Origin of the sequence: Sphaerospermopsis sp. LEGE 00249 (genome assembly GCF_014299995.1) — a bacterium.
Classification (GTDB): domain Bacteria; phylum Cyanobacteriota; class Cyanobacteriia; order Cyanobacteriales; family Nostocaceae; genus Sphaerospermopsis; species Sphaerospermopsis kisseleviana.
This window is the reverse complement of record NZ_JACJUZ010000032.1, coordinates 23039-41687: the sequence shown is the minus strand read 5'-3', so window position 1 is coordinate 41687 and position 18649 is coordinate 23039. Positions and strand designations below refer to the sequence as shown.

Sequence of the window (18649 nt, the reverse complement as noted above, 5' to 3'; positions counted from 1 at the left end):
TGGGGTAATGGGGGCGATCGCTTTAAGTTGTTTAATTTTTTTCTCACGCAGAGACGCAGAGCCGCAGAGAGAGACACAAAGAGAGATTATCGGTTATTATAGATGGAAACAGGGTTAGAAAGATAACATCTTATGATTGGTAAGATTCTCCGTCAACGTTACCAGATTATCGAACAACTAGGTGCAGGTGGGTTTGGGGAAACTTACCTTGCAGCAGATTTAGATATTCCTGTTACTCCTAAACCAGTTTGTGTGGTTAAAAAGCTGCACCCAACAATAATTACCCCAGATAGTGTCCGTTTATTTGAACAGGAAGCACAAATATTATATCAATTAGGACAAAATCACGATCAAATTCCTAAATTATATGCTTATTTTCAGGAAGGTCAAGATTTTTATTTGATTCAAGAATTTATTGAAGGTAATGATTTAACTAATGAAATATCTCCTGGTAAAAAGTTGGGTGAAGGAGAAGTAATTCAACTTTTACGAGATGTTTTAGAAATATTGGTTTATGTCCATGACAACAGAGTTATTCATAGGGATATTAAACCAGACAATATTATGCGACGTAAAGATGGGAAGTTAGTATTAATTGATTTTGGGGTTGTGAAACAAATTAATACTACTATTGCCATGAAATCAGGGTTTACCAGTAAAACTGTAGGTGTTGGTACACATGGATATATGCCACCAGAACAGGGTTTTGGTAAGCCTAAATATAGTAGTGATATTTATGCTTTGGGTATGACGGCAATTGAAGGATTAACTGGAATTTCTCTGAATACATTATCAGAAGATGAGGAAGGAGAAATCATTTGGACTAATTTGGTTTTAGTTAGTCATCAATTAGAGAATTTTATTAATAAAATGGTGCGTTATGATTGGCGACAACGTTATAAAGTTGCCAAGGAAGCATTAGAAGAATTAAATCAAGTTTTTTCAACTGTTAAACAACAGAATAGACAGTCATTAACACAAAATCAGTCCAGTGAATATTGGTTTGAACAAGGAGTTAAATTATTTGATCTAGAAAGGTATGAAGAAGCAATTTCATACTTTGATAAGGCAATTGCTATTCAACCTAATAATCCTAATTTTTGGAATGATAGAGGTAATGCACTAGGTAGATTAGAAAAGTATAAAGAAGCGATATCATCTTACGATAAAGCTATTGCTATTCAACCCAATTACTATGAATCTTGGTCTAAGCGAGGTCTTGCCCTATGCTATTTGCAGAGGGAAGAAGAAGCGATTTCATCTTTTGATAAAGCAATTGCCATTCAACCTGACTATACTCATGCTTGGTTTAACAGGGGTATTGTACTAGAAGAATTACAAAGGTACAGAGAAGCGATCGCATCTTACGATAAAGTTATTGCTATTGAACCTGACGATTATGATGCTTGGAATAACCGGGGTAATTCCCTACATGAATTAGAAAAATACGAAGAAGCAATCGCATCTTATGATAAAGCTATTGCTATTGAACCTGACGATCATGAAGTTTGGAATAACCGGGGTATTTCCCTATCTTTATTAGAAAAATACGAAGAAGCGATCGCATCTTATGATAGAGCTATTGCTATTAAACCTGACTACTATGATGCTTGGTTTTACAGGGGTCTTTCCCTACATGACTTAGAAAAATACGAAGAAGCGATCGCATCTTACGATAAAGCTATTGCTATTAAACCTGACTACTATGATGCTTGGTTTTACAGGGGTTCAGCACTAGATGAATTAGAAAGGTATGAAAAAGCTATTTCATCTTACGATAAAGCTATTGCTATTAAACCTGACTACTATGATGCTTGGTTTAACAGAGGTCTTCTCCTATTTAAGTTCCAAATTTACAGAGAAGCGATCGCATCTTTTGATAAAGCAATTGCCATCAACCCTGACTGCTATGAAGCTTGGTGTTACAGTGGTCTTCTCCTATGTAAGTTACAAATTTATGGAGAAGCGATCGCATCTTTTCGTAAAGCAATTGCCATTAACTCTGACTATTATGAAGCTTGGCATTACATGGGTTCAGCACTACATGAATTAGAAGGGTATGAAAAAGCTATTTCATGTTACGATAAAGCTATTGCTATTGAACCTGACTATGATGATGCTTGGTTTTGTAGGGGTAATTCTCTACATGAATTAGAAAGGTACGAAGAAGCGATCGCATCTTACGATCAAGCTATTGCTATTAAACCTGACTATCATGAAGTTTGGAATAACCGGGGTTTGTGCCTAGAGAATTTACAAAGGTATGAAGAAGCACTAAAATGTTATGAAAAGGCAATTAGTATTCAACCAGATGATCAACTTTATATCAATAATCGTAATGATTTATTAAAACAATTAGGGCGTTCCAGTTAGTAAATCGCAGTAAAAAAATTATGTTAAATTATACCATCAGTTCCGGCAATATCTTTCAAGATTTAGGATTTGTAAATGCAGAAGAAAAACTAGCCAAAGTTAAATTAGCTTCTGTCATTGCCGATATTTTAAAACAACAACAAATCACACCAGAACAAACTGGACAAATTTTAGGTTTAGAACTTGCACAAGTGAATAATTTAAGTAATGGTATTCTCAAATAATTTACCATTGAAAATTTATTAAGTTATTTAATAAAATTGGGACAAAATGTAGAAATCATGGTAACAAATCAACAAACGGATAAATCTCAACCGAAAATTAATGTTGTTTATCAGAAAATAGCCGAATGTTGTTAGAAGAATATAATTTCAGTACAGGAGTTAGAGGTAAATATTATCAAAAATATCAAAATAATAACTTACCTCAATTACCAGGTATTCAATTTTTAACAGACCAACAAAATAAAAGAACAGGAGTATTTATAGACCTACAACCCCATCAAACACTTTGGGAAACAGTCATTAACCAATATCCTGAACTGGAAAATATTCAGTTTTTAACTGATAGTCAAGGTCAAAAAATAGCTGTTATTCTCAACTTTCAACAACATTTAACCCTATGGCAAGATATTTGCGATCGCCTAATTGCTGATTTAATGGATGAGTAATAATATGCACATTATCAGCAAAAAAAGAATAAAAGAATTTTCTCAACAGCATCCCAAAGCTGAATCAAATTTAGAAACATGGTATAAAATTGTTAGTAAAGCTAAATGGGAAAACTTTGTTCAATTACGTCAAGTATTTCCATCTGCTGATTTAGTTGGTAATTTTACTGTTTTTAATATTAGTGGTAATAATTACCGACTAATTGCATTAGTAGACTATCAATATCAAGAAGTGTATATTCGCCATATCCTTACCCATGCAGAATATGATAAACAAAACTGGAAACAAGACCCTTGGTACACCTAAAACATACTTAGAATTAATTACCTCTTTTCCACCCAGAAAAATCACATCTGAGGAAGAATTAACCAGAACTCAAAATATCATTGATGAATTATTAGATCAAGAAAATCTAACTCCTGATGAACGAGATTATCTACATTTATTAGGATTAGTTGTATCTGAATATGAGGATCAAAATTATCCCATTCGTGACATTTATGGAGTAGAATTATTGAAAGCATTAATAGAAGAATTGAATTTACAATCTACAGATTTAATGTCAATTTTTGAAGATGAAACTATATTATCTGATGTTATAGCAGGAAAACAACCCCTCACCATTGAACACATTGAAAAACTTAGTGATTTCTTTCATGTTGATCCATCTGTGTTTTTAAGAAATGTTTAAAATCTTTGCACAAGTAAATTTTAATTTTTCTCTGTTTTGATTCTGCATTGTTAGTTGAACCAGTAATTTTTGATGTTAGGGTTTTAAAAAGGCGATAGTTATGAAATTTGAATTTGATCCTAACAAAAGTGAAACAAATAAAATTAAACATAACTTGATTTTATTGAAGCACAAAAACTGTGGAATGATATACACCGTGTAGAAATACCCGCACGCACAACCGATGAAACTAGATTTTTAGTTATTGGTAAAATAGGTGATAAACATTGGTCAGCAGTCATTACCTATCGTAGTGATAAAATAAGGATTATTTCTGTTCGTCGTTCTCGTACTGAAGAGGTAAATATTTATGAAAGCTGAAGAATTTGATACTAAATTTGATAATGATGAAGATATCACTGAGTTTTTAGACTTATCTCAAGCACGTCGTCCCAGTTATGAACAAAAAAGAGTGAATATTGATTTTCCTGTGTGGATGATAGAAGCGTTAGAAAAAGAAGCAAAACGTTTAGGTGTAACTTCTGATTCTATAATTAAATTATGGCTTGCTGAACGTCTTGATAAAAAGGTAATTACTGGTTAGTTACATTAATTATGAAACAACAAAAATGTTCCATTTTTAGGTTATGCTAGGAATTAAATACAATCATTAGACTAACAAACTGAGGTAAAAATGACAGATTTAGAAATACATGAAAAAATTCAACAACAAATATCCCAACTTCCACCAGAACAACTTTCCTTATTAAGTGAATTTCTCGACTCTCTCCTCACCAAAAACACCGTAAACCAAAAGCAATTACGCCGTATTTCTCCTATAAAAAGAGGCAAAAAAGCAGGTGATTTGTTACAGTATGCGGGAACTTGGCAAGGTGATGATTTAGAAGATTGTTTGCGTTTTGTTGAAGAAACCCGTTCTCAAACGCAGTTTTAATTTTTATTACTATCTATGTCTTATTTACTGGATACTAACCACTGTAGTTACATTATCAACGGTAATCCTCAAGTTACCAATATCTTAAAATCCTATGCTGGTTTAACAATTGGTGTGAGTATTATAACATATTCTGAACTGCTATATATGACAGAAAAATCAGAACTAAAATATCAAAATCTTAGTGCAGTTCAGAAATTTTTATCTCAAGTCGATCTGTATTTTCTGGATGAAGAAACAGCTATTATTTACAGTCGTCTCAAAGCATCTGTTTTTAATTATTTTGCACCCAAAGAAAAAAGCAAACGTCGTAGTTTCAAAATTGAAAATCTGGGATTTAGTGATCATGATCTTTGGATAGCAGCAACAGCTATTCAATACAATCTTACTCTAGTTTCTGCTGATAGCGATTTTAGGCGCATTCATGAAGTAGAGAATTTTTCCCTAGAATCATGGATATAAAATGATGAAGCATTACGAAAAGCGCCTCTACTCAAGAGATTAACAAAAAATCACACTTTTTTATCCTCAAACAAATCTCACCTTACCTCTAAACTGGACTTTACTTCACCCACAATACCATCAACATTATCCACTTTCTTCAACTCCCCCGCTTTCCAACTATCAGCAATATCCTTAATAAAACTAGCGATAGGAATAGCCACCAACAAACCTAAAACCCCACCTAATTTTGCCCCAATTAATAAAGAAATTACCACCCAAACCGGATTTAAACCTGTTAAATTTCCTAACAATCTCGGTGCAACAATATTAGAATTAATTTGATCAATAGTCACCGCTATTGCTGCAACTTCTACCCCTTCCCAAAAGTTCTCTAAAGCTACCAACAAACTCACAATACCAATACCTATTCCCGTACCAAAAGGGAAAAGAGAGAAAAACCCAATTGCAATACCAAATAATAACGCCAAAGGAATCCTTAAAGCCACAAATGCTAAAGTAACTGTTACTGCTAAAATTGCTCCTAAAGTCGCTTGTCCAATAAAATAATTTTGGAAATCTTCTTTTAGTAATGCTCTCACTTTTATGCTAATATAACTGGGAAACCATTGATAAATTCCATCCCACAATTTTTCACCATTTAAAATTAGGTAAATTGTTAAAACAATGGCTAGAATTAAATTTAGTAAAAATCCAATAGTATCAAATGCTAAACCCAGGATTTTACCAGTAAAGGATTGAAATTGATTAGAGATTTTTTCCAGTAATTGTGTAGCTATACCAATAATATTCACAGGTAAATCTTGTTGTGTAGCTGCCCAATTCAAAAAAGCTTGTAATTGTTCAGTTCCCGAATCAATCCAAGCAGGGAGAATATTCACTAATTCATTAAGTTGCTGGAAAATTAACGGGACTAAAATTACACCTACAGCCCCTAAAATAAATACTGCTAATAGTAAAACTCCCACAATTGCTAAATTACGTGGTATTCCCCGTTTATGAAAAAAATTGATGGGATAGTTTAAAACAAAAGATAGCAAAATAGCGACAGAAACAACGCTTACCAAAGGTTGAAAATATTGGACAACCTGAATTAATAACCATCCGTTCAGAATGATGAGAGGAAAAGCCAAACCAAAAGTTAACCAGCGGGGAAATTTATTTACTATTTGCATAAAATACTATAATGATTCTCTCTACAATTTCTAAATAATTTCTTCTGTCACCTGTCACCTGTCACCTGTCACCTGTCACCTACTATAAAATCCAGCATAATTTTTTGGTGAGGAATACCTAAAGGTCTAAATTCTCCAGCTATTGCCGAATAACAACTACCCCTTTCAATATCTTCCCTTGTTAATAATCCCATATCCCAACCTTCATTTAAAACCAATTGCTCTAATCCTACTAATAATGGTGCTTCAAAAACATGACGAATAACTCTCTCATCGGGATAAATTCCAAATTTAGCAAAATAAGGTAACTCATAACCAATTTCTTCTTTTACTTCCCGCACCAGTGCTATTTCTGGGGTTTCATCAGCTTCTAAATGTCCACCGAATAAACCCCAACACCCAGCAGCAGCTATGGTGGGGATATTGTCCCGTAGCTGCATGAGATATTTATTGTCTTGGTAGAGAATAACAATCGCTACTTGTGGAATTTGATCATTCATATATTATTCCTCCTCTAAGTAAACTTCCCCAAACTCCTGACCACCCAAAGGAATACTTTTGTATTTTACCTTACCCTTTAATACTACCTCTTGTCCCACCTTTAAATTACTTTGATTAGTTACAACCCAAATTTTACCAGTGGCATCAGCAATTTGATATGCTTGCTGCTTGAGCAAAGGAGCGTATTTTTCTATCTTTCCTTGGATGTAAACAGTAGCTTGATTATCCTGCGCTGGTTTAATTTCCTGAATTGGTGTAACATTTGCGCCAATCCTCAGATTTTGTAAATTCATTTCCCCAGGTTTACCATTAGCACAACTACACAGTCCCACTACCAAAAAAAAGGCTAATCCTTGATGAAAAGATTTCAAGGAAGTACGTTGTATTTGTTGTTGAACAGCACGCAATTGAGAGAATTTTTGCATTAATCCTTACCTTGTTACCAGTTTCTTCAAGTTTCTATTAGTACTATCTATGTTGCACTGATAAAAAAAGGCTTGAGGTCATCCTTTTATTCTTTATCCTTCAGTTGACGCAGTTAATCTGAGAAAATAGTTAAGGCAATAGGCGACTGGTGATTGGTGATTGGTGACAGTAAAAAGGCAAAAGGCAAGAGGCAAGAGGCAGGAGGTAAATATTTCTCCCCAGTCCCCAGTCCCCAGTCCCCAATAACTAATAACTAATAACTAATAACTAATGACAATGGAAACAAAAACAGCGAAAATCCTTGATGGTAAAGCATTAGCCGCTAAAATTCAGAAAGAATTAGCTGCCACCATCGCAGAAGTACAACCGAAAATTGGCCGACCTCCTGGTTTAGCAGTGTTGATGGTGGGAGATAACCCTGCCTCAGCAGCTTATGTCAGCAACAAAGAAAAAGCTTGTGCTAAAGTGGGGATTGCTTCTTTTGGTAAACATTTTCCCACCCACACCAACCAAACTGAACTAGAGGAAGTCATTGCAGAACTTAACCAAGATCAACGGGTAGATGGAATTTTAGTACAGTTACCCCTACCTAATCATTTGGATGCTATAAGTCTTTTACATAAAATCGCCCCAGATAAAGACGCTGATGGACTCCACCCAGTGAACTTAGGGCGTTTGGTGCGAAGTGAGGCAGGTTTACGCAGTTGCACCCCAGCGGGAGTAATGCGACTACTAGAAGAATATAAAATTCCCCTGGTGGGAAAACAAGCAGTAGTAGTAGGACGTAGTATCTTAGTGGGTAAGCCAATGGCGTTAATGCTATTAGATGCTGATGCTACAGTTACCATTGCCCACTCCCGCACCCAAAACCTCAAAACCATCACCCAAAACGCCGATATTCTCGTTGCAGCAGCAGGTATTCCCGGATTAATCACTGCCGACATGGTGAAACCAGGCGCTGTTGTGGTAGATGTGGGAATAAATCGCGTCACCGATAGCAGTGGTAAAAGTCGTTTAGTGGGCGATATTGATTTTGCGCCAACTGCTAATGTGGCAGAATATATTACCCCTGTTCCTGGTGGTATTGGTCCAATGACAGTCGCCATGTTACTGCAAAATACCGTCTCTAGCTATTTGCGGACAAACAGTAACTAAGCAAATTTCAGATTTATGGAATCTAACTAAAATCCAAAATCCAAAATCCAAAATCCAAAATCCAAAATCGAGAAGTGAGTGTTTCTGCTCCTCTACACCGTAAAATTGTCACACAGATCAGCATCAATCGAAAACTTTAGGAATTCTCAGTTATGGTAGCAACGGATAATTTTCAAAAGACATCAGAACCAGTCCAGTTTAACCTCGCTGCCTATCTCAAAGAACGACAAAAGCTTTGTGATACTGCTTTGGATCAATCTATTCCCGTGGTTTATCCAGAGAAAATTTACGAAGCTATGCGTTATTCGCTCTTAGCCGGAGGTAAGCGTGTACGTCCTATCCTATGCCTTGCTACCTGTGAAATGATCGGTGGCACTATTGAAATGTCCATGCCAACAGCTTGTGCTGTGGAAATGATCCACACCATGTCTCTAATTCATGATGACTTACCCGCAATGGATAATGATGATTACCGTCGTGGTAAGTTGACAAATCATAAAGTCTACGGCGAAGATATCGCCATTTTAGCCGGGGATGGCTTGTTAGCATTGGCTTTTGAGTTCGTAGCCTCCCAAACCCCCGAAAATGTCCCTACACAAAGAACTTTACAAGTAATTGCCCGTCTCGGTAAGGCTTTAGGTGCTGCCGGTTTAGTTGGTGGTCAAGTGGTAGATTTAGAATCAGAAGGAAAATCAGATATTTCCCTAGAAACTTTGAATTTTATTCATAACCACAAAACAGCCGCTCTGTTAGAAGCTTGTGTAGTGTGTGGGGGAATAATCGCCGGCGCATCCCCAGAAGATGTACAAAAATTAACTCGTTATTCTCAAAATATTGGTCTAGCCTTCCAAATCATTGATGATATTCTGGATATAACCGCTACTCAAGAACAACTAGGTAAAACCGCAGGTAAAGACCTTACAGCACAAAAAGTTACCTATCCCAGCTTATGGGGAATTGAAGAATCACGCGCTAAAGCACAACAGCTAGTTGAAGAAGCTTGTGCAGAACTAGAAAGTTTTGGTGAAAAAGCAGTACCCCTACAGGCGATCGCTCACTTTATTATCAATCGCAATCACTAGGGAGAATTTTGGATTTTTGGATTTTGGATTTTGGATTTTGGATTTTGGATTTTGGATTGCACAATCTCAAATTTAAAATTACAACCACAAAATTGCCAAACTTTAGTTACAAAATCATCCACCACAATCATGTTATGGCGACGGTCAAGGTTGTACTTCATGAACAGATGATAAAACTTAAACACATACAGACTTTATACTCTGTCACCTGTCACCTGTCACCTGTCACCTGTTATACTGCTAATGGCTGAAAGCTGAAGACTGAAAGCTGACGGCTAACTGCTAAAAAACTGTTCCTCAACACACAAGTGCTGCTCTTATTCAATCACCTAACCAAAAAACCATGCAGGACTTATGCGACATTTTCAACAACCGGGTGCTACTGGTTGCACTTGTGGCTTGTTTTGTTGCTCAAGGATTAAAACTCATCGTTGAAGTCATCAAACATCAAAAAGTGGATCTGCGTGTCTTAGTGACTACCGGAGGTATGCCTAGCGCCCATTCAGCTTTAGTCACAGCTTTAGCCACAGGAGTTGGGCAAACTATCGGTTGGTCATCTCCAGATTTTGCTGTAGCTGCGGTATTTGCCATCATTGTTATGTACGATGCAGCTGGAGTTCGCCAAGCAGCAGGTAAGCAAGCTCGCATACTCAATCAAATGATTGATGAATTATTTCATGAAAAACCAGACTTTTTCCAAGACCGTCTCAAAGAACTACTCGGACATACACCAGTTCAAGTCATAGCTGGTTCAGTTTTAGGTGTCACCATTTCCTGGTTAGCTAAAGCCGCTTATTAGTAAGGTGACAGGTGACAGGTGACAGGTGACAGTTGACAGTTGACAGTAAGAAGGGAAGAGAGAATAGGTAATAGGTAATAGGTAATAGGTAATGGGTAATGGGTAATAGGTAATGGGTAATGGGTAATGGGTAATAGGTAATTAATTATATTTGTCCCAATCACCAATCACCAATCACCAATCACCTTACTGTGACAACTGAACGCAGTAACATGACTTTTCTACCATCTGCTAACAGGGCAAAAAAACCATTCTCCGTCAGTTTTTGCAATGTCCTGTATGCCTCTGTTTGGTTGGTAGTATAAACAGCCAGTAGATAGGGGCGTTGTCCATAGGAAACTAAACCAACATTACCTCCTACCGTTCTTTGTACATTTTTGGCTAGTTCCGGGCGGTTGAAATAATCTACCAACACAGCAAAACCTTCTCCCAAAACTCTGGGGTTATAACTAACTGTCTGATTTGGTAGAGTTGCTGATGGGATTATTGCTGGTGTTACCGTTGCTGTTGTTGGTGCTGTTGCTGCTGTTGGTCGAGTCGTAATAATAGCAGACAAGCCAACAACGTTGTTAACATATCTTGCCCAACGGTTAGCATCTTCAATCTTGTTAAAACCACCAACTCGCGTTACTGTTTCATTCAGATATTTACAAGTAACAGTTTTTAGGTCAGATGGTAAGGCACTACGTAACTGCTGTTGATTATTAACCGTAGGACTAACAACCAACAACAGATATTCCCCCGCACTGGGAGGTTGACAAGCAGGAATGGTTTGTTGGGATAAAACAGGACTAATACCTGCAATTATTGGAGCTACTGCTAATAATAAAGCACTTGGTAAATAATGAACTTTTGGTAAAAACATTTGGTGTATACCTAATATTGTATAATTTATAACTTATTTCAGGAAATAGGGAATAGGGAATAGGGAATAGGGAATAAGGAACAAAAGGCAAAAGTTAATATTCTTCCCCCTGCCTTTCCTGCCTCCCCTGCTCCCTCTGCGCCTCCTGCCTTTCCTGCCTCCTGCCCCCTGCCTTCATTAAGACACAGTTGTTAAAGATGCCAAAGGATTAGGAATTGTTGCCGAAGGAGCAGGAAATTCTCCAGTGATGACATACTCTAAACGTAATTTTAACCAAGTAATAAATTGAGAATTGGTAGAAATAATTGCTACCGGAGGTTTAGGACATTTAGCTTTATTTGCTGCCATTTCCGGTGCTTCCAGGAAAGCTGGGTTTTTCACTAACCAAAAATCTATTTCTTTTTCTTGTTCGTGGTAGTTACGGGTACGTTCTTTGAGAACTTCCTCTAGAGGTTCTTCTTCTAGTAAAAAGTGTTGACTAGCTAAAACGTAATAGTATGTTGTCATTTTCATCCTTGAGTCACTATCTAATAATTTATAGGGTACAGCAGCAACACTGTACCCTAATAGGTTAACTTTTCTTCACGCCCTTGAACCAAGAACCAAAAGGACAACCACTACTCTTATTTTCACTATTGGCAGCATTTTCCATTTTGCCACCTGCTGTCAATTTCTCTAAAAACAGGTTGTTGTCAAAATAGTGTTCCAAAGAGATAATCTTCAAATCATCGGTAACACGAGCTACACTGATACCGACAATTTCTACTGTTTCCCCTGTGGGTGCAAAGTCTTTATATGGACCACGAAAATGTCCCCAGTGTCTCCACTTAAATGTAACCACTGGTGGACCTGAGTAAACTTCAAGCAGTTCCCAAGGAAAACCTTGAGGAAAGGTACTATGAAAAAGTTTCGCTGATGATTCAAAAGTTTCTTCTGAAGCTTTGTAATGTTCAGAATCAGCCATAAATGTGTTATAAGTACCCTGGGTGTATACATCTGTGGCTGTAAACTCTTGTCCCCCATTTGTACTGACGCGAAACTTATCCTGCACAACAGCTAACCACTGTTTAGGGTTACTCTTAAAAGATACCTCCATTTCAAAGGTTCTCACTAAATTCTGTACAATAGCTTCTAGTGAACCTTCTGCGTGATTACAGGTACTTTCTTGGGCTAGATTTTCTTTAGAACGGGTATAATCTGGGGGTGTCTGATAGCGCCATTCGGCGTGCTTGCTGTACTCAATTACAGTATCTCTATTTTGTACCCAAAGAGGTAGGTTGTTAGGCTGTGTGGAAGTCATAAAAGTTTTACGTTACCAATGTGACTCTAATTTTTCAGGATTACGCAGCTACAACCCCTCTTGTGAAAGGATATCAAGGAGTCAGGAGTCAGGAGTCAGGAGAATTTTAGATTTTAGATTTTAGATTTTAGATTGGATTCATGAAATACAATCCAAAATCCAAAATCCAAAATCCAAAATTGTATCCCCAATCACCAGTCCCCAGTCACCAGTCCCCAGTCATTGCTTGTTTCATCTCTCGTACTGCTCTTTCCATTCCTACCAAGGCAGCCCGACTGATGATAGTATGGCCAATATTGAGTTCTTCCATACCTGGAAGCGCCGCTACTGGGTAAACGTTCCAGTATGTGAGTCCGTGACCGGCATTGACTCGCAAACCTGCTTTTATAGCTTGTTCGCATCCTTTGGCTAATAAGCCTAATTCATGCTGGCTAGTTGTTTCATCTTTAGCTTCAGCATATTTTCCGGTATGCAGTTCAATAAACTTCGCTTGCACCTTGACAGAAGCTTCGATTTGTGCAGGTTCGGCATCAATAAACAAACTCACGGGAATGCCAGCATTTTGCAATTTATCAACTATATCCCCTATTCTAGCAATTTGTCCGACAATATCTAAACCCCCTTCTGTGGTGATTTCTTCTCTTTTTTCGGGAACTAATGTTACATAATCAGGTTTGATATCCAGGGCGATCGCTAACATTTCATCAGTGGCAGCCATTTCTAAGTTTAAGTGGGTTCTTACTGTTTGTCGCAATAACCGCACATCTCGATCTTGAATATGTCTTCTGTCTTCCCGCAAATGGGCGGTAATGCCATCAGCACCGGCTAATTCTGCTAATACTGCTGCGGCGATAGGATCTGGTTCTACTGTCCTTCTGGCTTGACGAATAGTGGCTATATGGTCAATATTTACACCGAGTGTAGGCACGCCTGGGTTTCTCCTGGTTCACTGTGTTTTAGATTTTGATTTTAACTAATTTAGGAGATGTGAGCAGGTTGGTGTTAAAAATTTTGGTTATGATTAGGTAAGGAGCAAGAGGAGAAAATAAATAATTACCAATTACCAATCACCAATCACCAATCACCAATCACTAATTATCAATTATCAATTATCAACTATCAATTATTAAAGAGGTAATATGTTGTTAGAATTGCAACAAATTATTGTTCATCCAGGCCAACAAATGTTACTCAAAGATATTAGTTGGCAGCAACTAGAAAATATTTTAGAAGAAATGGGGGAAAAGCGTGCTGCACGTATTTCCTATAGCAATGGATGGTTAGAAATTATGGTGCCTTTACCTGAACATGAAAAAGATAAAGAAATTGTTGGTGATTTGGTGAAAATCTTGTTAGAAATACTGAATGTTGATTTTGAACCCTTTGGTTCTACAACTCTGAAAAATGAGAGAATGAGGCAAGCCGTAGAACCAGATACCAGTTTTTACATTCAAAATCAAGCCGCTGTAATTGGTAAAAATCGAATTGATTTAAATATAGATCCACCACCAGATTTAGCTATTGAAATTGATATTACTTCTCGGACTCAATTTGAAAATTATCAAATTTTGGGAGTTCCTGAACTTTGGCGATATAAAAAACAAGGTTTAGAAATTTTCTTGTTACAGGATGGGAAATATGTAAAATCTCCATCTAGTCCTAATTTTCCTAATATTCCCATTGTGGATTTAGTTAATGAGTATGTACAGCAGTGTTTAACTATTGGCAGAAGTCAGGCAATGCGAAATTTTAGGAGTTGGGTACAGAAGAATTTACAGTAAAAGGTTGCTTAAATATAGCACTCCCTGAACAGTTACTTTTATTGCAAGTATTCAGCCTGCTGACTGCTGACGACTGAATGCTTACCTTTTATGTTGTCCCAAATGAGCGATCGCCAGCATTGCCTACATAATTTTTTTAAAAAATAGTATGAATCAATACAAAATATTGCCAGAATTTTTAATCAAGATCGGAGAATACCGTGATGACTATTAACATAAATTAGGAGATAATCTTCTGCACAAGGTAAGAATTCAAAAGTCAAAAGTCAGAATTTTTGATTAATTGCTTGATGAGCAAATAAGTATTTTTGGCGTAATTGTTAAAAAGCTGACTGCTGATGTTTGAATACTTACTGCACAAGTAACTGGCAATATCAACTTACCTATCTCAACTGCATGGATTCTTTATCTATCAATTCTTTACTGGAAGACTTGAAAAATCCTGATGCTTTAGTTCGTGAGCAAGCAACTCGCAAAATTTGGCGCTTCTGGTTTCAGCAAAAGGGTATATATGGGCTAGAAAAGATTGATTATAGTCAAAAACTAATGGATGCTGGGGAAACAGCCAAAGCTGAAGCAGTTTTAACAGAACTTATTAAAACACAACCAGATTTTGCTGAAGCTTGGAATAGACGCGCTTTTTTATATTACAGCATAGGCAATTATCAAAAATCTCTAGCTGACTGTCAAATGGTTGTGCAGCTAAATCCAGTACACTTTGGCGCACTTCATGGTATGGGTTTGTGTTATGCAGCAATAGGAAAATATGGTGAAGCTATTGAAGCTTTTCAAAAAGCGTTAAAAATTCAACCTTATTCCTTGGTTAACCAGAAATTGATTCTTGAATGTACTCTTAAACTCAGTTAAACATGAAATTTCCAGGAGTCAGGAGTCGTAGGGACGAAGTAGGGGCGAAGCATTCGGAAAATAGCCTTAAACAAAAATTGATAATTTATCGCCCGAATGCTTCGCCCTTACAGGAAAATAGCCTTAAACAAAAATTGATAATTTATCGCCCGAATGCTTCGCCTTTACAGGAGTCAGGATTAAAACCCTCTTTTAGTGGTAGTTTTATTATCCATTGATTTTCTGGTCAGCCTGTCAAAATCTATAACAACATATAAAAACATAAAATAACATAAAATAACACTTTTCCCTATTCCCTGTTCCCTTATTCAAAGACCTTCTAAATAAGTTAAAAGGTCTGCCATTTCTTGGGCGCTGGGCTGGAATTTGGGCATGGGAGGAGTTTCACCGCTAATAACTTGATGAATCAATCCATATTGAGATTTGCGTTTCGAGACAGCTTGTAAGCTCGGTCCAACGAGTCCATGAGCTTCCCAACCATGACACCCAGCGCAGTTGGTTTGAAAGATAGCCTTTCCCTGTACTGGGTTGCCTGTCAGTGATAAAACATTTTTGACGTAAGGATCAGAGGTTTGAACTATCTGAACACCAAAAATAGTTACGGGTATGGCTATGAGTATGGACAAAAGCGACAAAGTGATCCACTGACTCCAAGTTTCAGTTTTGATAAGCTGGTTATTCAAGAGTTTGCTTTTACAGTCTAGGTGTACGAAAAACTGTAAGCATTCAGCTATCAGTGTTCAGCAGTCAGCTTTTTAACGGTTAAACTAACAATCACTATTTGAGTAATCGCTAGATGAGCAAATCTTCTGACTCCTGAATCCTGACTTCTGAATTCTTACAAAAAAATATTTCATCTTCTACACATAGCTTAAAATTTCTTGATTCTACCTGCAACCACAGATGAAAATTTTTAGATAGTATTTATAATCCAAAAACGGCTTAGGGCGCTGGATTGATGCGGGATTTGGTAAGATTAAAAACGGGAAACGAAACTTGAAAATTTGTAAAGAGGAGATTTACAGTGGTTGAACCCCTACTCTCAGGTATTGTTCTGGGTCTGATTTTCGTCACTCTTAGCGGACTGTTTTACGCTGCCTATAAGCAATACAAGCGTCCTACCGAGTTGGGCGGCTAAGGGTTAACAGCTAGTTCTCGTAGGGGTTTAGCATTGCTAAACCCCTACTCACATATAGGCGTGTGTGTTTGTATATTAATTTTAATATGTCCGCCCAATCACTTACGATATAGCTGTTTAATTAGGGGTTGCTGAGAAAGTCTTTCCGTGAGGGCATAGGAGTCAGGAGTCAGGAGTCAGGAGTCAGGAGGAGATTTGAAAATTTCTTTGCCATCTGTTGAAATCCCAAAAAATGCACACTTTTTCCGGTATACCCTTCAAAACCCTTGCACTAATTTCTGTGTTTATCAGCCTCTAACCTTTGATATATCAAGGTTTTAGGTTTATTCAGCAAACCCTAATTAGTAATTGTGCCCAATTACCAATTACCAATTACCAATTACAAGTCTCAACAGATATGATAAGTATTCAACCGTAGATGATATCACTCGCTTTCCGATACTTCCATTGTTCTGTAAAAAGTTAGTGCTGTGTTGCCATAAACTTTTTGGCGGCTGATTTCCCAAGTTGGGATGATTGGTGGTGTAAAATTAGGACTATGTTCTACTGCTATTTCCCCTTGAGGATCTAAAAGTTGATAGTGAGCGATCGCTTCTAAAACAGGCTCATATAAACCACTGGCATAAGGTGGATCAAAATATACTTTGTCAAATTTTTGACCTGATAATTTTTTTAATTGTTGCAGGACATTTCCCCGCAATAATTGAAATTTTTGTTCATTATTCGCTATCTGCTGCCAATTTTGTTGAATAATGGCACAGGCTCGACTTGCTTGTTCAATTCCTACTACTAAACAGGCTCCCCTACATAAAGCCTCTGCACCCATTGAACCACTACCGGCACATAAATCTAACCAGCGACAATGATCAATTTCTCCCTGCCAAATATTAAAAACGGCCTCCCGTACTCGCGCACTGGTGGGTCTAGTCTCTTGCCCTGGTAAAGTTTTTAACAGACGATTCCCGTAAATTCTTAAACTCATTAATTAGTCATTGATCATTAGTTATTAGTCATTAGTCATTAGTCATTAGACAACTGACGACTAACAAAGAAAGCAAATTTTTATTAAGCAGGGATTTTTTCACGGACTTGAGCCACAAAATTAGATAAAACTTGTAATCCAATATTAGAGGATTTTTCCGGGTGGAATTGAACCGCCATGAGATTTTCATGAGCGATCGCTGCTGTCACAGTTTGACTACCATGAGTCACTATTGCTGCTCTAATTTGCGGTTCAGTTGGTTCAACATAGTAGGAATGGACAAAATAAACCCAAGGTTGATGGGGTAAATGTTCCCATAAAATGCTTCTTGGTTGAGTCAGTTGCAGTTGATTCCAACCCATGTGGGGAATAGCTATTCCTGGTTCTGGACGAAATCGCCGCACTTTTCCCCGCACTATTCCTAGTCCTGGTTGAGTTCCTTCGGCGCTAGATTCAAATAAAATTTGCAGTCCTAGACAAATACCTAAGAACGGTTTACCAGATGCGATCACATCTTTAATTGGTTGTTCTAAACCGCGTGAACGTAAATGTTGCATGGCGGGATCAAAAGCTCCCACTCCTGGCAAAACTATAGCATCTGCTTGTTCTAACTCCTTGGCAGAATAAGTTACTTTAGGAATTGCACCAGCTTTTTCTAAACCTTTACAGACTGAGTGCAAATTTCCCATATCATAATCTACGATCGCAATGACTGGCATTTACTTGCTCCTTGTAAATTTATTAGGGAAGCATTTATATTCTAATTCTAAATAATATTCTAAATAATATTTATTATGCAGAAAAAAATATTATTAACTTCTTTTGACACTTGGCTGAGTGAACAACAGTCAAATTCTTCTGATGACTTGTTACTCGAACTAGCCAAAATGGCTGATATCTATCATGACTTAACTTTTTTGCGACGATTACCTGTAGATGTTGCCCTTGCCAGTTCTCGCGTCATTGCCAAAATCAATGAACTCAAACCAGATTATGTTATCTGTTGTGGTATGGCTGCTAGTCGGCAAAATTTAAGTGTGGAAGTTGTTGCTAGTAGCGAGTCTATACAGACTACTGATATTTCATTTAGAGATGGTGGGGAAAATTTTGGGATAACAACTTTGCACACAATTGTTAATGTTGAACAATTAATAGCTGAGACAGCAGCAGTTGAGATTAGTTACGACTGTGGTAAATTTGTGTGCGAAGGTCTTTATTATTCAGTGTTGGACTACTTGAATCAATCTCAACTACCCATTCCTTGTATTTTTGTCCATGTTCCGATTTTGCATCAAGAAAATTTGCTAGACATTCTTGCTGATTTTGTTTTAATCATGAATAATTTGGTTATTTTTGAATCAAGGGAACAGGGAACAGGGAATAGGCAATAGGGAATGGGGAATGGGGAACAGTAAATCATAAACTCCACTCACTAATAACTGTTAAC

27 protein-coding genes are annotated in these 18649 nt (G+C 37.2%); 17 read left to right on the top strand and 10 right to left on the bottom strand.

Features of this window, described 5'->3' with window-relative positions:
• Positions 1-132: 132 nt before the first annotated feature.
• The 9 genes from H5968_RS12825 (at position 133) to H5968_RS12785 (ending at position 5131) form a co-directional block, all read left to right on the top strand.
• On the top strand, positions 133-2373 hold the full coding sequence (locus H5968_RS12825; RefSeq protein ID WP_187040262.1) for a serine/threonine-protein kinase: 2241 nt from the start codon (positions 133-135) through the stop codon (positions 2371-2373).
• Between the two features lie 20 nt (positions 2374-2393).
• A complete protein-coding gene (locus H5968_RS25135) occupies positions 2394-2597 on the top strand; it encodes an XRE family transcriptional regulator (RefSeq protein WP_222620665.1) in 204 nt (67 codons plus the stop codon).
• Between the two features lie 125 nt (positions 2598-2722).
• Positions 2723-3043 (top strand): hypothetical protein, encoded by a 321-nt coding sequence (locus H5968_RS12815; protein ID WP_187040261.1) that lies wholly within the window; start codon positions 2723-2725, stop codon positions 3041-3043.
• A complete protein-coding gene (locus H5968_RS12810; protein WP_370569767.1) occupies positions 3036-3350 on the top strand; it encodes a type II toxin-antitoxin system HigB family toxin in 315 nt (104 codons plus the stop codon). The genes H5968_RS12815 and H5968_RS12810 overlap by 8 nt, the downstream gene beginning before the upstream one ends.
• Positions 3310-3735: a type II toxin-antitoxin system HigA family antitoxin gene (locus H5968_RS12805; protein WP_187040260.1), complete on the top strand. Its 426-nt coding sequence runs from the start codon at positions 3310-3312 to the stop codon at positions 3733-3735. Before H5968_RS12810 ends, H5968_RS12805 begins: the two co-directional genes overlap by 41 nt.
• 162 nt (positions 3736-3897) lie before the next feature.
• Positions 3898-4095 carry a BrnT family toxin gene (locus H5968_RS12800; RefSeq protein ID WP_370569768.1) on the top strand — a complete coding sequence of 66 codons (198 nt, stop codon included), beginning with the start codon at positions 3898-3900 and terminating at the stop codon, positions 4093-4095.
• Positions 4085-4318 (top strand): type II toxin-antitoxin system BrnA family antitoxin, encoded by a 234-nt coding sequence (brnA, locus tag H5968_RS12795; protein WP_187040259.1) that lies wholly within the window; start codon positions 4085-4087, stop codon positions 4316-4318. Before H5968_RS12800 ends, brnA begins: the two co-directional genes overlap by 11 nt.
• Positions 4319-4408: 90 nt before the next feature.
• Positions 4409-4669, top strand: coding sequence for a hypothetical protein (locus H5968_RS12790; protein ID WP_187040258.1), 261 nt, complete (start codon positions 4409-4411; stop codon positions 4667-4669).
• A gap of 15 nt (positions 4670-4684) precedes the next feature.
• Entirely contained in the window at positions 4685-5131 is a 447-nt protein-coding gene (locus tag H5968_RS12785; protein ID WP_096571037.1) for a type II toxin-antitoxin system VapC family toxin, read from the top strand.
• A 77-nt stretch (positions 5132-5208) separates the two neighbouring features.
• Here H5968_RS12785 and H5968_RS12780 read toward each other — a convergent pair whose 3' ends face one another.
• The 3 genes from H5968_RS12780 to H5968_RS12770 form a co-directional block, all read right to left on the bottom strand.
• Positions 5209-6306, bottom strand: coding sequence for an AI-2E family transporter (locus tag H5968_RS12780; RefSeq protein ID WP_187040257.1), 1098 nt, complete (start codon positions 6304-6306; stop codon positions 5209-5211).
• Between the two features lie 68 nt (positions 6307-6374).
• The gene (locus tag H5968_RS12775; protein ID WP_187040256.1) at positions 6375-6806 is read right to left on the bottom strand and encodes an NUDIX hydrolase; all 432 of its coding nucleotides are present in this window, start codon (positions 6804-6806) and stop codon (positions 6375-6377) included.
• A gap of 3 nt (positions 6807-6809) precedes the next feature.
• The gene (locus H5968_RS12770) at positions 6810-7232 is read right to left on the bottom strand and encodes a hypothetical protein (protein WP_187040255.1); all 423 of its coding nucleotides are present in this window, start codon (positions 7230-7232) and stop codon (positions 6810-6812) included.
• A gap of 277 nt (positions 7233-7509) precedes the next feature.
• Here H5968_RS12770 and folD point away from each other — a divergent pair, with 277 nt between their 5' ends.
• The 3 genes from folD (at position 7510) to H5968_RS12755 (ending at position 10269) form a co-directional block, all read left to right on the top strand.
• On the top strand, positions 7510-8388 hold the full coding sequence (gene folD, locus H5968_RS12765) for a bifunctional methylenetetrahydrofolate dehydrogenase/methenyltetrahydrofolate cyclohydrolase FolD (RefSeq protein WP_187040254.1): 879 nt from the start codon (positions 7510-7512) through the stop codon (positions 8386-8388).
• A gap of 152 nt (positions 8389-8540) precedes the next feature.
• The gene (crtE, locus tag H5968_RS12760; RefSeq protein WP_187040253.1) at positions 8541-9470 is read left to right on the top strand and encodes a geranylgeranyl diphosphate synthase CrtE; all 930 of its coding nucleotides are present in this window, start codon (positions 8541-8543) and stop codon (positions 9468-9470) included.
• A gap of 343 nt (positions 9471-9813) precedes the next feature.
• Positions 9814-10269, top strand: a complete 456-nt coding sequence (locus H5968_RS12755) for a divergent PAP2 family protein (RefSeq protein WP_187040252.1) — start codon at positions 9814-9816, stop codon at positions 10267-10269.
• Between the two features lie 181 nt (positions 10270-10450).
• Here H5968_RS12755 and H5968_RS12750 read toward each other — a convergent pair whose 3' ends face one another.
• The 4 genes from H5968_RS12750 to H5968_RS12735 all read right to left on the bottom strand — a co-directional run bounded on the left by H5968_RS12750 (position 10451) and on the right by H5968_RS12735 (position 13362).
• Complete coding sequence (locus H5968_RS12750) at positions 10451-11134, bottom strand: hypothetical protein (RefSeq protein WP_187040251.1); 684 nt, start codon at positions 11132-11134, stop codon at positions 10451-10453.
• Between the two features lie 177 nt (positions 11135-11311).
• Positions 11312-11641, bottom strand: coding sequence for an MgPME-cyclase complex family protein (locus H5968_RS12745; RefSeq protein ID WP_096572795.1), 330 nt, complete (start codon positions 11639-11641; stop codon positions 11312-11314).
• A gap of 64 nt (positions 11642-11705) precedes the next feature.
• Complete coding sequence (locus tag H5968_RS12740) at positions 11706-12434, bottom strand: SnoaL-like polyketide cyclase (protein ID WP_187040250.1); 729 nt, start codon at positions 12432-12434, stop codon at positions 11706-11708.
• Between the two features lie 205 nt (positions 12435-12639).
• Complete coding sequence (locus H5968_RS12735) at positions 12640-13362, bottom strand: pyridoxine 5'-phosphate synthase (RefSeq protein ID WP_096571055.1); 723 nt, start codon at positions 13360-13362, stop codon at positions 12640-12642.
• A gap of 211 nt (positions 13363-13573) precedes the next feature.
• Between H5968_RS12735 and H5968_RS12730 the strand changes: the two genes are divergently transcribed.
• The 3 genes from H5968_RS12730 (at position 13574) to H5968_RS12720 (ending at position 15300) form a co-directional block, all read left to right on the top strand.
• Complete coding sequence (locus H5968_RS12730) at positions 13574-14215, top strand: Uma2 family endonuclease (protein ID WP_187040249.1); 642 nt, start codon at positions 13574-13576, stop codon at positions 14213-14215.
• 396 nt (positions 14216-14611) lie between these two features.
• Positions 14612-15082: a tetratricopeptide repeat protein gene (locus H5968_RS12725; protein WP_096571058.1), complete on the top strand. Its 471-nt coding sequence runs from the start codon at positions 14612-14614 to the stop codon at positions 15080-15082.
• 2 nt (positions 15083-15084) lie between these two features.
• Positions 15085-15300 (top strand): hypothetical protein, encoded by a 216-nt coding sequence (locus tag H5968_RS12720; protein ID WP_187040248.1) that lies wholly within the window; start codon positions 15085-15087, stop codon positions 15298-15300.
• A gap of 90 nt (positions 15301-15390) precedes the next feature.
• Here the strand turns inward: H5968_RS12720 and H5968_RS12715 are convergent, their stop codons facing one another.
• On the bottom strand, positions 15391-15765 hold the full coding sequence (locus tag H5968_RS12715) for a cytochrome c (RefSeq protein WP_187040247.1): 375 nt from the start codon (positions 15763-15765) through the stop codon (positions 15391-15393).
• Between the two features lie 341 nt (positions 15766-16106).
• Here H5968_RS12715 and petG point away from each other — a divergent pair, with 341 nt between their 5' ends.
• On the top strand, positions 16107-16220 hold the full coding sequence (gene petG, locus H5968_RS12710; protein ID WP_013191177.1) for a cytochrome b6-f complex subunit V: 114 nt from the start codon (positions 16107-16109) through the stop codon (positions 16218-16220).
• 424 nt (positions 16221-16644) lie between these two features.
• Here petG and rsmD read toward each other — a convergent pair whose 3' ends face one another.
• Complete coding sequence (rsmD, locus tag H5968_RS12705; protein WP_187040246.1) at positions 16645-17202, bottom strand: 16S rRNA (guanine(966)-N(2))-methyltransferase RsmD; 558 nt, start codon at positions 17200-17202, stop codon at positions 16645-16647.
• Positions 17203-17285: 83 nt separating this feature from the next.
• Positions 17286-17921, bottom strand: a complete 636-nt coding sequence (gene hisH / locus H5968_RS12700) for an imidazole glycerol phosphate synthase subunit HisH (protein WP_187040245.1) — start codon at positions 17919-17921, stop codon at positions 17286-17288.
• A 75-nt stretch (positions 17922-17996) separates the two neighbouring features.
• On the opposite strand from hisH, the gene H5968_RS12695 reads away from it, so the two are divergent.
• On the top strand, positions 17997-18593 hold the full coding sequence (locus tag H5968_RS12695; protein WP_187040244.1) for a peptidase C15: 597 nt from the start codon (positions 17997-17999) through the stop codon (positions 18591-18593).
• Positions 18594-18649 lie beyond the last annotated feature (56 nt).

What these genes read in the sequence shown, in the direction of transcription:
- H5968_RS12825 (WP_187040262.1), top strand. Translation starts at nt 133, where the DNA reads ATGATTGGTAAGATTCTCCGTCAACGTTACCAGATTATCGAACAACTA.
- H5968_RS25135 (WP_222620665.1), top strand. Translation starts at nt 2,394, where the DNA reads ATGTTAAATTATACCATCAGTTCCGGCAATATCTTTCAAGATTTAGGA.
- H5968_RS12815 (WP_187040261.1), top strand. Translation starts at nt 2,723, where the DNA reads ATGTTGTTAGAAGAATATAATTTCAGTACAGGAGTTAGAGGTAAATAT.
- H5968_RS12810 (WP_370569767.1), top strand. Translation starts at nt 3,036, where the DNA reads ATGAGTAATAATATGCACATTATCAGCAAAAAAAGAATAAAAGAATTT.
- H5968_RS12805 (WP_187040260.1), top strand. Translation starts at nt 3,310, where the DNA reads ATGATAAACAAAACTGGAAACAAGACCCTTGGTACACCTAAAACATAC.
- brnA (WP_187040259.1), top strand. Translation starts at nt 4,085, where the DNA reads ATGAAAGCTGAAGAATTTGATACTAAATTTGATAATGATGAAGATATC.
- H5968_RS12790 (WP_187040258.1), top strand. Translation starts at nt 4,409, where the DNA reads ATGACAGATTTAGAAATACATGAAAAAATTCAACAACAAATATCCCAA.
- H5968_RS12785 (WP_096571037.1), top strand. Translation starts at nt 4,685, where the DNA reads ATGTCTTATTTACTGGATACTAACCACTGTAGTTACATTATCAACGGT.
- H5968_RS12780 (WP_187040257.1), bottom strand. Translation starts at nt 6,306, where the DNA reads ATGCAAATAGTAAATAAATTTCCCCGCTGGTTAACTTTTGGTTTGGCT.
- H5968_RS12775 (WP_187040256.1), bottom strand. Translation starts at nt 6,806, where the DNA reads ATGAATGATCAAATTCCACAAGTAGCGATTGTTATTCTCTACCAAGAC.
- H5968_RS12770 (WP_187040255.1), bottom strand. Translation starts at nt 7,232, where the DNA reads ATGCAAAAATTCTCTCAATTGCGTGCTGTTCAACAACAAATACAACGT.
- folD (WP_187040254.1), top strand. Translation starts at nt 7,510, where the DNA reads ATGGAAACAAAAACAGCGAAAATCCTTGATGGTAAAGCATTAGCCGCT.
- crtE (WP_187040253.1), top strand. Translation starts at nt 8,541, where the DNA reads ATGGTAGCAACGGATAATTTTCAAAAGACATCAGAACCAGTCCAGTTT.
- H5968_RS12755 (WP_187040252.1), top strand. Translation starts at nt 9,814, where the DNA reads ATGCAGGACTTATGCGACATTTTCAACAACCGGGTGCTACTGGTTGCA.
- H5968_RS12750 (WP_187040251.1), bottom strand. Translation starts at nt 11,134, where the DNA reads ATGTTTTTACCAAAAGTTCATTATTTACCAAGTGCTTTATTATTAGCA.
- H5968_RS12745 (WP_096572795.1), bottom strand. Translation starts at nt 11,641, where the DNA reads ATGACAACATACTATTACGTTTTAGCTAGTCAACACTTTTTACTAGAA.
- H5968_RS12740 (WP_187040250.1), bottom strand. Translation starts at nt 12,434, where the DNA reads ATGACTTCCACACAGCCTAACAACCTACCTCTTTGGGTACAAAATAGA.
- H5968_RS12730 (WP_187040249.1), top strand. Translation starts at nt 13,574, where the DNA reads ATGTTGTTAGAATTGCAACAAATTATTGTTCATCCAGGCCAACAAATG.
- H5968_RS12725 (WP_096571058.1), top strand. Translation starts at nt 14,612, where the DNA reads ATGGATTCTTTATCTATCAATTCTTTACTGGAAGACTTGAAAAATCCT.
- H5968_RS12720 (WP_187040248.1), top strand. Translation starts at nt 15,085, where the DNA reads ATGAAATTTCCAGGAGTCAGGAGTCGTAGGGACGAAGTAGGGGCGAAG.
- rsmD (WP_187040246.1), bottom strand. Translation starts at nt 17,202, where the DNA reads ATGAGTTTAAGAATTTACGGGAATCGTCTGTTAAAAACTTTACCAGGG.
- hisH (WP_187040245.1), bottom strand. Translation starts at nt 17,921, where the DNA reads ATGCCAGTCATTGCGATCGTAGATTATGATATGGGAAATTTGCACTCA.
- H5968_RS12695 (WP_187040244.1), top strand. Translation starts at nt 17,997, where the DNA reads ATGCAGAAAAAAATATTATTAACTTCTTTTGACACTTGGCTGAGTGAA.